Origin of the sequence: Allocatelliglobosispora scoriae, from assembly GCF_014204945.1 — a bacterium.
Taxonomy (GTDB): Bacteria; Actinomycetota; Actinomycetes; order Mycobacteriales; family Micromonosporaceae; genus Allocatelliglobosispora; species Allocatelliglobosispora scoriae.
Map to the genome: position 1 here is coordinate 785,191 of NZ_JACHMN010000003.1, position 13,106 is coordinate 798,296.

Sequence of the window (13,106 nt, forward strand, 5' to 3'; positions counted from 1 at the left end):
CGAATGTAAACGAATGTTTCGTGCCAGTGTCGGCAGGGTCGCCCGACCTCTCCGGCCCGCCGGCTCAGCCCAGGGCCGGTCCGGTCGGGTCGGCCGACTCCGGAGCGAGGTCCAGGCAGTTCGGGCAGCGGGGCATGAGCAGGCGGAGCCGGGTGACCGGCCTCGGCGCGATCGACCTGGCCGGGTCGGTGAGGGGAATGCGCTGCTCTCCGGCGCGCCGGACCGCCGGCAGCATCGGGGCGAGCGCCGTCGCACTCTCGTGGTCTGTCATGGCCTGCTCCGTCTGATAGTCGTGTCGCTGGGCATGGAGGTGTCGCCCGCCCGGAGCACTTCGGCGCCGAGCGCGAGTCCTAGCTGGAAGCGGGTGGTGACTCCGTTGCGCTCCATCAGCTCCCGAACCGTGTAGGCGATCGTGCGGACGCTGAGCCCCAGCGTCGTCGCGACCGAGCCGTCGGTCTCCCCACGGGCGAGGAGCGTGATGATCGCCCGCTCCCGGCTGCTGAGCGGCATCGGGGCGGCCGCCCGCGGCAGCGGCTCGACGGCGCTGTGCCAGCGGCCGAGGAAGAAGGCGACCAGCCTGCTCACGGCCTGAGCGGACGAGATCTCCCACACGCCCCGGCTGAAGTTGCTGTCCGGCTCCAGCGGGAGGAACGCCGTGGTTCGATCCATGATCATGAGCTTGATGGGTTGGCTGGCCTGCTCCCGGTACTGCAGACCGTAATCGTCGAGCTCGACCGCGTGGAGTTCGCTCTCGTCCTCGACGGCCGCCGGAACACCCAGCGTCATCGTCGCCACGCCGCGCAGCAGCACCTCCCGGGCCGTCGGAATCGCCGCCTTCGTCGTGGCGCCGGTGAACGCCTGCTCCGGATTCATCGCCAGGTGCTCATGGCGTTCGGCAGCCATCAGCTCGCCCAGGCGTCGCCGAGCGGCGTCGACCGTCGTGATCGGCCGGGCCTCCCGCAGCTCGGCCGGGGTGATCTCGACGAGATCCAGCACCGACAGCTGTCGATGCAGCTCACGGCGGGCGGTGGCGAGCCGGTGCTGCTGCTCGCGCAGGGTGCGCACCGCCGACTCCGGTGGATGCCCCCGCCAGACCCTGCCCTGCGCCAGCTTCGCGTCGGCGACGAGGGCGACGATGCCGAGCCCGTGCAGTTCATCGAGGGCGGCGCTCACCGTACGGGCGGAGAGCTCCAACGACCTCGTCAGCTCGCCGCCGGACCGGGAGCCCTGCAAGGTGAGCGTGCGATAGACCAGATCCGCATGGATCGAGACGCCCCACCGCGTCAGCAGTGGGGGAGCTGTCGTGATCATGGGGCTTACCTCACCCTCCCGTGGCGGTCCGTCGCAGACATCGCACCGTGTCCGGTGTCGAATGTCGATGTGTTTCGGTTGGATCCGAAACAGCCGGGCCGCACGCCTGACCGTGTCGGATATCCGGGCGTATCAGCCTCCGCCCAGCCGCCTCTGTTGAGCAGACGGGTCACCACGGCCCGGGCACGGGAGGAGACCATCATGGGTTGGCAGCAGGCGGGCAAGCTCGAACCACACGAGGACAGCACCTTCGGCGGCACACCGATCGATGCCGAGGCGCTCGCCGAGATCGAGAAGGCCGTCGAGGCGGTCTGCATCGCCCGGGCCAAGGCGGCCGTCGGCAAGCTGGACCTGCCCACGCTGCTCTTCCTCGGCGTCGGGGTCGGCAACCCCGGCGGCGCCTGGCACAATCCGAGCGGCACCGAGAGGTTCGACGCGGCCTCGCAGATCAGCCCACCGCTGCTGCGCGACGCGATCGCCAACGGCTACTTCGTGGTCGGCCTGAACTTCAACGTCAAGGGCACGCCGGAGCCCGCCGCACTGCCGGCTGCGAACGGCATCCACCTGCACGTCCCCGTACGCTTCCCGCTCGGCCGCAACTCCACCTACTGCCGCAAGGCGCTCGACCTGCTCGTCTCGCTCGCGGTCGACTGCCGCCGGGTGGTCGTGCTCAACGCCGTCACCGACCACCTCTACCCGGGACTTTGCGAGCTCGCCACGGTCCGGACGGGCATGGGGATCATCGGTAAGAAGGAGGGCGGCATCCTGCCGACGGTGCTCGCCGTCTCCTATGCCGAGACCGGCGCGCAACGGCTCATCGCGCCCTTCGCGGGCATCATGAGCGCGGTCCACGAGGGCGCCACCCTCACCACCGTCGCCGAAGTCTTCCCGACGACGGAAGTCTTCCAATAGGAGCGCTGGGCCCAGGCGCGCAGCGGAGCGCGCCGCGACGCCTGGACTGAGGAGCGCAGCGACGAGGGAAGGCGTCGCATAGAGGCGCGCGGAGCGGAGCGACCCAGAAATAGAGCGACCCAGAAATAGAGGCGACCCCGAAACAGGACGCCTACAGCTGGGGCATGACCTCGGCGGCGATGAGATCGATGTGGTCGAGGTCGTCGAGGTCGAGCACCTGGAGATAGACGCGCTCGGCGCCGAGCTCGGCGTACTGGCCGATGCGGTCGACGATCTCGGCCGGCGTACCGGCGAGGTGGTTGGCGCGTAGCTCGTCCAGGTCCCGGCCGATCGCGTCGGCGCGGCGCTTCACCTCGCCCTCATCGGCGCCGCAGCAGACGGCGAGCGCGTTGGAGTAGGTGAGGCTCGCCGGGTCACGCCCGACGTCCACGCAGGCCTGACGGACCCGCTGGAACTGTTTGCCCGACTGCTCCAGTCCATGGAACGGGATGTTGAACTCGGTCGCGTAGCGAGCGGCGAGCGCCGGTGTCCGTTTGGGGCCGCCGCCGCCGATCATGACGGGTATCCGTGCCTGCACCGGCTTGGGCAGGGCGGGGGAGTCGGTGAGCGTGTAGTGCTCGCCGGTGAAGGAGTATCGGTCGCCGACCGGTGTCGACCAGAGGCCGGTGATGATCTCCAGCTGCTCTTCGAGCCGGTCGAACCGCTCGCCCAGCGGCGGGAACTCGATCCCGTAGGCCTCGTGCTCGCGGGCGAACCAGCCAGAACCGAGCCCGAACTCGACCCGGCCGCCGCTCATCGCGTCGACCGTCGCGACCGCGATCGCCAGCGGCCCCGGCAGCCGGAACGTGGCGGCGGTGACGAGGGTGCCGAGCCGGATGGTGGTCGTGTCGCGGGCGAGGCCCGCCAGCGTGATCCAGGCATCGGTCGGACCGGGCAGACCGTCGCCGTCGCCCATGAACACGTAGTGGTCCGAGCGGAAGAACGCACCGAACCCGGCGTCCTCGGCTCGTCGGGCGACCCGCAGAAGCTGGTCGTAACTGGCACCCTGCTGTGGTTCGGTGAAGATCCGCAACTCCATGCAGAGATCTTATGGGTTAAGCATCGGGGTTGATCGGGAGCAGGACCCGGAACCGGGTGTCGCCCGGGACGGATTCGACCTTGATGTCGCCGTGGTGCTTGTTGACCACAATGCGATAGGAGATGTCGAGGCCGAGACCGGTGCCCTGGCCGACCGGCTTGGTGGTGAAGAACGGCTCGAAGATGCGGGGCCGGACCGCCGGATCGATGCCCGGCCCGGTGTCGGCGATCTCGACGAAGATCCGGTCATCGGCGAGCCCGGTGCGGATCGTCAGGGTGCCGGAGTCGCCCATGGCGCCGAGCGCGTTGTCGATGAGGTTGGTCCACACCTGGTTGAGCTCCGCCGCGTAGGCCGGGATCGTCGGGATGCTCCGATCGAACTCCTTCACCACCGTGATGCCCTTGCCGATCTTGCCGGTGAGCATCACAAGGGTCGCCTTGAGCAGGTCGTGCACATCGACGACCTGATAGGGCGTGCGGTCGAGCTGCGAATACTGCTTCGCCGCCGCGACCAGGCTGGAGATCCGGGTCACCGAGTCCTCGATCTCGCCCATCAGCAGCTCGGTGTCGAGGGTGTAGGTCAGCCATCGCACGGCTGCCTCCAGGTTGTCGGTGCCGACGGCCTGCGACACCTGACCCATCCACTCCGGGTCGACGCCGCCCGCCACCAGCGTCGGCGCGATGTCCCACGCGCCGGTGATGTCGTGCTCGTCGAGCCAGTCGGCGAGGGAGTCCTCGGCGTCGGAGGTCTGCATCGGTGTCAGCGTCGGCGCGCTCGCGACCCGCTTGACCGCCTCCTCCTGCAGGTCGACGAGGTGCCGGAGCTGACTGCCGTCGAGCCGTCCGTCAGCGATCATCGCGAGCTTGTGGCGCATGCCGGTGATCCGGTTGCGCAGCACCGAGGTGGCCCGCACGGCCGCCGCAGCCGGGTTGTTGAGCTCGTGGGTCAGCCCGGCCGAGAGCGAACCCAGCGCGAGCAGCCGCTCCCGCTCGCCGATGATCGTCTGCATGTTGCGCATCCCGAAGAAGAGCCCCTCCATCAGGTGCATCGCCATCGGGAACCAGGACCGCATCATGTCGGAGAACTCGGTCGCCGGCAGCACGAAGAACTCGGCGTCGGTCACCGCGCGCAGCGAGTTGGGGTAGACCTGGTCCACCCGGTCGCCGAGGTAGGCCTGGGTGGCACCGGCGTAGACGCCGCGCTGCTCGGTGCGGGTCACCTCGACCTGGTCGCCGTGGACCTGCCGGGTCAGCGTCACCGTGCCCGCGAGCAGCACGTAGAAGCAGGTCGCCGGGTCGCCCTCGGCGTAGACGATGCCGGGAGCGTGCTGCTCCACGGCGCCGTGCTCGACGAGCCACCGCAGCTGCTCCTCATCGAGCGCCTCGAACAGGAACAGCGTCCGCAGATCGTCGCAGGTCAGCCGCTCGGTCATTGCGCCTCCAGATAGCGGTGCACCAGGGAGATCGCCATCGCGCCCTCGCCCACCGCCGACGCTACGCGCTTGACCGAGTCGGCCCGCACGTCGCCCGCGGCGAAGACGCCGGGCACGCTGCACTCCAGGTGGTACGGGTCGCGGGGCAGACCCCATCCGGCCGGGCGCCTGCCCTCGACGACGAGGTCCGGCCCCGTGACCACGAAACCGCGCGAGTCCCGGGCGACGACACCGTCGAGCCAGTCCGTCCGCGGCTCGGCCCCGATGAAGATGAACAGCCACGACGTCTCGACGAGGCGCGTGTTGCCGGTGCGCGCGTCGATCAGCGTCAGCCGCTCCAGGTGCTCGTCGCCCTCGCTCGCGCAGACCTGCGTGAACGGGTGCACCGTGATGTTGTCGATCGCCTCGATCTGACCCACCAGATACTGCGACATCGAGCTGCGCAGGTCCTCGGCCCTGATCAGGATGTGCACGTGCGACGCGTACCGGGCGAAGTAGACGGCGGCCTGCCCGGCGGAGTTGGCCCCGCCGACGACGTAGATCTCCTGCCCGGCGCAGTTGGCCGCCTCGGTCGCCGCCGAGCCGTAGAAGACGCCCCGGCCGGTCAGATCGGCGCAGCCCGGCACGTCGAGCATCCGGTAGGAGACGCCGGTGGCGAGCACCACGCTGTGCGCGGCGATCCGGGTGTCGTCGGCGAACCGCACCACCCGGGTCGAGCCCGTGTTCTCCAGCGCCACCACCTCGCGGGCGCTGAGCAGCTCGGCGCCGAACTTCAACGCCTGGCGGCGGGCCCGCTCGGTGAGCTGCGAACCGGAGACCCCGTCGGGGAAGCCCAGGTAATTCTCGATCCGGCTGCTCTGCCCCGCCTGGCCCCCGGTGGCGCGGCGCTCGACGAGCACCGTCCGCAGCCCCTCGGAGGCGCCGTAGACCGCGGCACCCAGGCCGGCCGGGCCGGCGCCGATCACGATCACGTCGTAGAAGTCGGCGGCGGGCGTGATGGTCAGCCCGACGCTCGCGGCGAGCTCCGCCTCGCTCGGCTGCACCAGCGACTTGCCCTCGGCCGTCACGACCAGCGGCACGTCCGCGCCGGTCAGCCCGGCTGCGGAGAGCAGTCGGGCACCCTCGGGGTCGTCGGCGAGGTGCCAGCGATAGGGGACCAGGTTGCGGGCGAGGAAGTCGCGCACCTTGTAGGAGGGGGCCGACCAGCGATGCCCGACCACCCGGATCTCCGCGCTCGTCGCGTCGGGGCTCGCGAGCCAGACGTCGAGCAGCGCGTCGACGACCGGATAGAGCTGCTCCTCCGGCGGATTCCACGGCTTGAGCAGGTAGTGGTCGACGTCCACGACGTTGATGGCGCTGATCGCCGCGTCGGTGTCGGCATAGGCGGTCAGCAGGACCCGGCGAGCGCGCGGGAAGAGATCCATCGCCGCTTCGAGGAACTGCACGCCGTTCATCTGCGGCATCCGGTAGTCGGCGAGGAGCAGCGCGACCTGCTCGCCGCGCAGCTTGATCTCCCGCAGCGCGTCGAGCGCCTCCAGGCCGGTGGCCGCGCGCACGACGCGGTAACGCTCGCCGTAACGGCGGCGCAGGTCCCGGGCGACGGCTCGGGAGACAGCCGGATCGTCGTCGACGGTGAGGATGGCCGGGTGGGTCATGCCTCCATCAAAACACCTCCCGGTGACATCGCCGTGAAGTCGGTGAAGACCGCCACATCAGCCCATGGCATCGAGCCTGCTCAGGGCGGTAAACCGGATACCGGGGTCGCGCGTCGTATCGGCGTGGCACCCCGACCGCGTCTGACCGGTGAGCCCGCGATCCTCGCGGGCGGGTCAGGCGTACCCACCGCTTCTTTATCCGGGGGGATGATCAAGCTGAGGTCGTCCGATCCGACCGACGCCGGGCTCTGGGACGCCGATGAGGCGGTCACGGAGCTCTTCCGGGCGCACTACCCCGCGCTGGTCCGGCTCGCGCTGCTGCTCTGCGGCGACGCCAGCCGGGCGGAGGAGCTCGCCCAGGACGCCTACGTGCAGCTGCACGCCCGCTGGAAGCACCTGCGCGACGCCGACAAGGCCCTGGCCTACCTGCGGCAGAGCGTGGTCAACCGGTCCCGGTCGGCGCATCGGCACCGGGCGGTGGTGAGCCAGTACCTCGCGGCGCAGCCACCACCGGCACCGGCGCCCTCGGCCGAGCACGGCGCCCTCGACCTCCTCGCCCAGGCGAGCATGATCGAGGCGCTGGGCGGGCTACCGGGGCGGCAGCGGGAGGCGCTGATCCTGCGCTACTACCTGGATCTGTCGGAGGCTGACATCGCCGTGGCGATGGGTGTCAGCCGGGGTGCCGTGAAGAGCCACACCGCGCGGGGGATCGCCGCCCTGCGACAGTCGTTGGGAGCCGCGTCATGACCCCCTCGCCAGGCTGGTCCGAGCCGGACGAGCCGACCGAAGAGCTGCTGCGCCGCGCGCTGCGTACGCGAGCGGCCGGGGCTGACGTGGACCCCGACGCCCTGTCGATCATCAGGGCACGCACGCGGCACCGTTCGTGGTGGCATCGCATCCGAGGAGGAGCCATGCCGTTCGCGTTCACCACCGGATCGGCGGCAGCAGTCGCCGCCACCGTCACCGCCGTCGTCGTCGGTGTCGGCAGTTGCGCGCCGCCGACCGTACCCGACCCCACCCTGGCGCCCGGGGGCACCTCGGCGCCCGCCACCGCGGAGCCGACGCCGTCGGGTTCGCCGCGACCCGCGTCGCCGAGTGCCGCCGCCACCACCGCCAACGTGCCCATCTACTACCTGCACGATGTCGCCACCAAGCCGCTGCTCTACCGCGAGTTCCACCGGCTGCCCGCGGGTGACGGCAGCAAGGCGGCGAAGACGAAGGCCGCGATCACCGCGATGCTCGACGGCCGGACCGCCTACGACCCGGACTACTACAGCTCGTGGCCGGCGAGCGCGGCGGTACGCAGTGTCCGGGTCGACGGCAACACCGTCACCGTCGACCTCTCCGGTGCCGCGGTCAACGCCTACGACCCGCCGAGCGAGAAGGCGGCGCTCCAGCAGCTCATCTGGACCGCCACCGCGGCGAGCGACGCCGATGGGATGAAGCTGCTGCTCGACGGTAAGGCGGTCGGCAAGCTGTGGAACCTGCTGCCGGTCAGCGGCACCCTGCGGCGGGGACCCGCCGTGGACGTGCTCGGCCCGGTCTGGGTGATCGATCCGCAGCAGGGCGCCGTGCTCAGCGCCGGACCCGTCACCGTCAACGTCGCCGCGATCGTCTGGGAGGCGACGATGCGGGTACGCATCCGCAACTCGGCCGACGCGATCGTCTTCGACAAGTCCGTGCTGGTCAACGCCGGGCCGCCGAGCCAGGGCACCGCCACGGTCCGGACGCAGGCGCTGCCGGCCGGCACATACACCGTGGAGGGGTTCTACTTCTCCGCCAGGGACGGGTCCATCCAGGCGATGGAGAACCACACCTTCACGATCAGGTGACCTGCTCAGCCCAGCCCTAGTGCGAAGACCCGCATCCGCCGATCGGTGCCTGCGCAGACGAGCCAGTCGTCGCGGAGATCGCAGGCACCGGCCGGTTCGGCACCCGGCAGCGGGGCGATGGGGCGCACGGTGACACCGGCCGCGTCGAGCTCACCGAGCCAGGCGCGGCCGCCGGTGCGCTGGGCCTGCAACACGAGGAGTACGCGTCCCGCCCGCACCCCCGCGAAACGCCAGTCGCCGACCTCGGCGAGGGGTGCCGCCGCGTTCCAGACGATCGACGAGATGAAGCCGTTGGTCTGGATGGTGAAGGAGGCATGCCGGGCCTCGGTGACCAGCCGTGCGGTCGAGAGCCCGACCTGGCGCAGCTCGGCAGCCTGGCCCAGTGGCACGATCCGGCCCGTGCGGGGTTCGCGTACCTGCACGGCGCCGGTGCCGAAGCCGCAGATCAGGGCACCGCAGACGACGACCTCGTTGATCGCGTCGCGGTCCACCCGCTCCTGCCACAGCCGCCCGCCGTGCACGACGTCATAGGCGGCGAGCTCGTAGTGCTGTGCCGCCGGATCGGTGTCGTCGGTGCGGGCCAGCAGTACGCCGTCGTGCAGCAGGACCGCCGCCGCGCCGGGACCTATCCCGCCCTCGTCCGGCACGGTGACGCCACCCGTACGCGGATCGATCACCCTCACGTCCCCCTCGGGCCCGATCACCGCCAGCGGGTCGGTCGCCGGATCGGCACCGGGGATCGGCGTGCCGTCGGATTGGGGCTTCTGCCAGCGCAGCGTGCCGGTCAGCGAGTCGAGCCCCCAGACCCGGCCGCCGTCGGAGAGCACGAGCACGGAACCGTCCGTCGACGCCTGCACGAGCAGCCCGCGCTGCACCCACAGGCGGCGGCCGGTGGCGGCGTCAAGGCCGATGACCTTGGCGGTCGGCAGGGCGTAGAAGGTCGGGATGAGGCTCACCGCGACCACCGGGCCGAGCGCGGCCACGTCGAGGGCGACGTAGCCGTCGTCGAGCGGGAGCTGCCAGCGGGCCGCGCCGGTGTGCTCGTCCGTGGCGGTGAGCGCGTCGCCGCTCGCCACGACCGCCACCCCGGCCGTGCGGACCAGCTTCCCCGCGGGCAGGTCTGGTCCGGGCACCACCGGCGGCGCGACCGGCGCCGCCGCGGCACCGAGCACGATCAGCGAGGCGAACACGACGACAGCCGTGCCGAGGGCCCTGGCCCGGCGCCGCCACCAGGCACGCAGATCGAAGGGCCCGGAGATCTCGACGATCTCCTCGTCGTCCTCGACGACCTGCCCCAGCTCGATCACGCTGTCCATAGTGTCCTCATGCCGCAGATCGGCCCGTGCATCCCATTCTCGCGCCCACCACCACCGTCGATCAATAGCGCAGGAGCGTAGCGGAGCACGCCACGGTGTCTGGACCGAGGAGCCCGGGAGCGCAGGAGCGTAGCGGAGCACGCCGCGGTGTCTGGACTGAGGAGCCCGGGAGCGCAGGAGCGTAGCGGAGCACGCCGCGGTGTCTGGACTGAGGAGCGCAGCGACGAGGGAAGACACCGCACAGGGGCGTGCGGGAGCGGAGCGACCCAGAGATAGTGCGCGTGCGGGAGCGGAGCGACCCAGAAATAGAGTGCATCATGGGGAGATGTCACCGGCCAGTCTTGCCCGTCCGCTCGCGGTTCTCGGTCTGGGTGCCGCGCTCATCGGATCGCTCGCGGTCGGCGTGCTGCACCTGCTCCCGCCGACCGCCGATCTCAGCCCCATCCGGCGGACCATCAGCGAGTACGCCTTCTACGACACCGGCTGGATCTTCAACTACGGAGTGCTCGCGTTGGCGGCCGGTTCCCTCGCCGTGCTGCTGGCACTCGCCGGGGCGGGTCTGGTGCGGCCGACATCGGCGGGGGCGGTCGGCGTACTCGTTTGGTGTCTGGGGCTCGCCGCCGTCGTCTACTTCCCCAAGCACAACTGGGCTGTCGGCCCGTCGCCCAGCGGCACCATCCACCGGGCTGCCAGCCTGCTCGCCTTCGTGGCGCTCCCGCTCGCGGCGATCCTCATCGCCCGGGCGTGGCGCGGTGACGAGCGCTGGCGCCGCAGTGCACTGTGGACGATCGCGCTGGCGGTCGGGGCGCTGGCCTGGTTCGGGGTGATTCTGGGTGCGGTGCTGCTGGAGCCTTTCACGGGGGTGAGCTGGTGGCGGGCGATTCCGCTCGGTGCCGTCGAGCGGGCGCTCGCGCTGGCGGAGGTCTCGGTCGTGCTGGCCCTGGGCTGGTGGGCGCTCACCGCAGCCCGACCGATCCGCACCTAGCCCAAGATCCCCACAACTCTTGAAGAGTTGGTGCCGGAAGAGACCAACTCTTCAAGAGTTGCGACGATTGTGCGCGGGCTACAGGACGCGGAGGCGGGCGAGGGGTTCGAGCAGTTCCCGCTCCTCGTAGGAGAGGTGCGACAGCAGCGTGTCGGAGAGCAGGTCCACCACCGCCCGCAGGTCGGAGATGTCGCCTTCGCCGCTGACCAGGGCTACCAGGGCCTGGTCGACATCCTCGATCACGCCGTGGATGATCTCGTGCTCCTCCTGCAGCCGGTCCACCACCGGCGCCAGGCGGGCGTCCGCGCGGCGCAGCCGGGGGAAGAGGCTGGTGTCCTCGATCGTGTGGTGTGTCGTCACGACCCGGCAGTACGACTCGCAGTAGACGCCGAGCGTCCAGTTGTTCTGCCGCAGGGTCATCGTGTTGATCGCCGAGCGGGCCGACCCGACGTCGAGCCCGCCGGTCGCCACCTGCTCGACGAGGTCGCGGATCTGCAGCAGTTCGGTGCGCAGGTGGTCGTGGACGTCGACGAGCTGCCGGCTGCCGGCCCGTTCGCGAGCCGTGTAGACGCGATCGGCGTCCGGGGCGGGGCCGGTCGGGCGGGCGGATTCGTCCCAGAGCCGGGCTTCGCTGAGGCGGGTGCCGTCGTCCGGGGTCGCCACCACACCCAGGCCCGTCACGTCCGAGGCCGGCACGCCCTGACCCGCGGCACCCGGGCCCGTGGCGCCGCCCTCGGTCACCACGACGGGTGCACGGGTGTCGCGGGGAGCGGGTGGGCGTACCCGATGGGTGGTGGTCATTTCGCGGACGCGCGGCGCGACCTCCTCGCCGAAGCGCTGGATGTCGGTGGGGTTGTCGCTGGCGAGGATGTAGCCGCTGATGCCCTCGGCGAGCGTGAGTGCCGTGAGCTGCTCGGCCCAGTCGGCGGCCGAGCCCTGCAGGAAGTCGCCGCTGCGGCCGAAGCGGCCGTTGATGTTGTAGAGGCGGCGGATCGCGGCCGGTGACCTGCCCGCCTTCTCGGCGGCGTCGTCGATGGTGCGGTTCATCGCGGGCAGCGCGTCGAGGCCCGCATAGCCGAGGCTGGGCAGCCAGCCGTCGGCGAGCCGACCCGTCACCCGCAGCATCCTGGGCTTGTAGGCGCCGAGCCAGATGCCGATCTCGTGGGCCGGTGCCGGTCCGGCCTTCGCCCCGACGACGCGGTAGTGCTCGCCCTCGACCCGGACCGAGCGGCCGCCCGCCCAGATCGCGCGGATGACGGCGATCGCCTCCTCCAGCGCGTCGACCGCCGCGCCGGGCTCGCGGTGCGGCCCGCCGTTGGCGACGATCGCCTCCCAGAAGGCACCGGTGCCGAGGCCGAGCTCGACCCGGCCGCCGCTGAGCAGGTCGAGGCTCGCGGCGCTGCGCGCGAGCAGCGTGGGCGGGCGCAGCGGCAGGTTGGCGACGTTGGGGAAGACGCGCACGCGGTCGGTCGCGGCCGCGATCACGCTCAGCAGCGTCCAGGCGTCGAGAAACGCCGGTTGGTACGGGTGGTCCTGCACGCTGACGAGGTCGAGTCCGGCCGCCTCGCTGACCTGCGCCAGCGCGACGACTGCCGTGGGGTCCGCCGCCGACGGGGTGAGAAACGTCCCGAATAGCAGCTCATGTCCGTAGTCCGTCATGCCACACCGCCTCGCATATAGTTGACCGATCAACTATATGTCACCGTTTTCGGCACTCGACGGTGACCATACTGTGCCCTGTCGCACTTCGGACATTGACGGGCGTATGCCACCGCTGGTCGGGAGGCTGGAGGCATGGAACCGAGCACCCCCAACGTGGCCCGGATGTACGACTACTACCTCGGCGGCGATGAGGCTCTTCCGGTCGATCGGGAGGCCGCCGAGCTGGTCCTCGCCACCGCACCGCAGGTACGCACAGCGGTGGCGGAGAATCGCGGCTTCCTCGAACGCGTCGTCACCCACATGGCGGCGCAGGGCATCGACCAGTTCCTCGACATCGGCAGCGGGCTGCCCACCCAGCGCAACGTGCACCAGATCCTCGCCGAGGTCTCGCCCGGCGCCCGCGTGGTCTACGTCGACTACGACCCGGTCGTCGTCGAGCGCAGCATCCACCTGCTCGCCGGCATCGACACCGCCGACTGCATGCTCGGTGACGTGCGCAAACTCTCCGCGCTCTGCGACGAGCCGCGGGTCAGCGAGCTCATCAACTTCGACCGGCCGGTGGGGGTGCTGCTGCTCGCGGTCCTCAACTTCGTCGGCGACGAGGACAACCCCGCCGAGGTCGTCTCCGAGCTGCGGCGGCTGACCGCGCCGGGCAGCCTGGTGGCGCTCTCCCACGGCGCACGGGAGCAGAGCCTGTCCACGTCACGGGGCATCGAGCACGCGTACCGGCGGGCGAGCGGACAGGCCGTGCTGCGGACGCGTACCGAGGTGCTGCGGCTGCTCGACGGCTGCGAGATCCTGCCGCCGGGGCTGGTCTACGGCGCGCAGTGGACGGCCGAACCCAGCGCACCGATGGGCGATCCCGGAACGGCGATGACCTTCGCCGCCCTCGCCCGGCTGTGACCGATACTCAAGCCGCAACT

General features: G+C 70.9%; 12 protein-coding genes. 5 read left to right on the forward strand and 7 right to left on the reverse strand.

The features are described from left to right. Positions 1–64 precede the first annotated feature (64 nt). Complete coding sequence (locus F4553_RS30075; RefSeq protein ID WP_184842689.1) at positions 65–271, reverse strand: hypothetical protein; 207 nt, start codon at positions 269–271, stop codon at positions 65–67. Beyond that, on the reverse strand, positions 268–1,311 hold the full coding sequence (locus F4553_RS30080; protein WP_184842691.1) for a helix-turn-helix transcriptional regulator: 1,044 nt from the start codon (positions 1,309–1,311) through the stop codon (positions 268–270). The genes F4553_RS30075 and F4553_RS30080 overlap by 4 nt, the downstream gene beginning before the upstream one ends. A 201-nt stretch (positions 1,312–1,512) precedes the next feature. Between F4553_RS30080 and F4553_RS30085 the strand changes: the two genes are divergently transcribed. Then, on the forward strand, positions 1,513–2,223 hold the full coding sequence (locus tag F4553_RS30085; RefSeq protein ID WP_184842694.1) for a hypothetical protein: 711 nt from the start codon (positions 1,513–1,515) through the stop codon (positions 2,221–2,223). Between the two features lie 151 nt (positions 2,224–2,374). On the opposite strand, the gene F4553_RS30090 is transcribed toward F4553_RS30085, so the two are convergent. From F4553_RS30090 to F4553_RS30100, 3 genes are read right to left on the reverse strand one after another with little or no spacing between them, the layout of a single operon-like run. Further along, positions 2,375–3,301: an LLM class F420-dependent oxidoreductase gene (locus F4553_RS30090; RefSeq protein WP_184842696.1), complete on the reverse strand. Its 927-nt coding sequence runs from the start codon at positions 3,299–3,301 to the stop codon at positions 2,375–2,377. 16 nt (positions 3,302–3,317) lie between these two features. Further along, positions 3,318–4,733 (reverse strand): ATP-binding protein, encoded by a 1,416-nt coding sequence (locus F4553_RS41975; RefSeq protein WP_184842699.1) that lies wholly within the window; start codon positions 4,731–4,733, stop codon positions 3,318–3,320. After that, on the reverse strand, positions 4,730–6,388 hold the full coding sequence (locus F4553_RS30100) for an NAD(P)/FAD-dependent oxidoreductase (protein ID WP_184842702.1): 1,659 nt from the start codon (positions 6,386–6,388) through the stop codon (positions 4,730–4,732). The genes F4553_RS41975 and F4553_RS30100 overlap by 4 nt, the downstream gene beginning before the upstream one ends. Before the next feature lie 207 nt (positions 6,389–6,595). Between F4553_RS30100 and F4553_RS30105 the strand changes: the two genes are divergently transcribed. Then, positions 6,596–7,135: a SigE family RNA polymerase sigma factor gene (locus F4553_RS30105; RefSeq protein ID WP_184842705.1), complete on the forward strand. Its 540-nt coding sequence runs from the start codon at positions 6,596–6,598 to the stop codon at positions 7,133–7,135. Beyond that, entirely contained in the window at positions 7,132–8,220 is a 1,089-nt protein-coding gene (locus tag F4553_RS30110; protein WP_184842708.1) for a GerMN domain-containing protein, read from the forward strand. Before F4553_RS30105 ends, F4553_RS30110 begins: the two co-directional genes overlap by 4 nt. A gap of 5 nt (positions 8,221–8,225) precedes the next feature. Here the strand turns inward: F4553_RS30110 and F4553_RS30115 are convergent, their stop codons facing one another. After that, positions 8,226–9,536, reverse strand: a complete 1,311-nt coding sequence (locus F4553_RS30115) for an outer membrane protein assembly factor BamB family protein (protein WP_184842712.1) — start codon at positions 9,534–9,536, stop codon at positions 8,226–8,228. A gap of 325 nt (positions 9,537–9,861) precedes the next feature. Between F4553_RS30115 and F4553_RS30120 the strand changes: the two genes are divergently transcribed. After that, the gene (locus F4553_RS30120; RefSeq protein ID WP_184842715.1) at positions 9,862–10,521 is read left to right on the forward strand and encodes a DUF998 domain-containing protein; all 660 of its coding nucleotides are present in this window, start codon (positions 9,862–9,864) and stop codon (positions 10,519–10,521) included. Between the two features lie 78 nt (positions 10,522–10,599). Here F4553_RS30120 and F4553_RS30125 read toward each other — a convergent pair whose 3' ends face one another. Beyond that, positions 10,600–12,180, reverse strand: coding sequence for an LLM class flavin-dependent oxidoreductase (locus tag F4553_RS30125; RefSeq protein ID WP_184842718.1), 1,581 nt, complete (start codon positions 12,178–12,180; stop codon positions 10,600–10,602). Between the two features lie 135 nt (positions 12,181–12,315). Between F4553_RS30125 and F4553_RS30130 the strand changes: the two genes are divergently transcribed. Further along, on the forward strand, positions 12,316–13,086 hold the full coding sequence (locus F4553_RS30130) for an SAM-dependent methyltransferase (protein ID WP_184842721.1): 771 nt from the start codon (positions 12,316–12,318) through the stop codon (positions 13,084–13,086). The last annotated feature ends 20 nt before the right edge of the window (positions 13,087–13,106 follow it).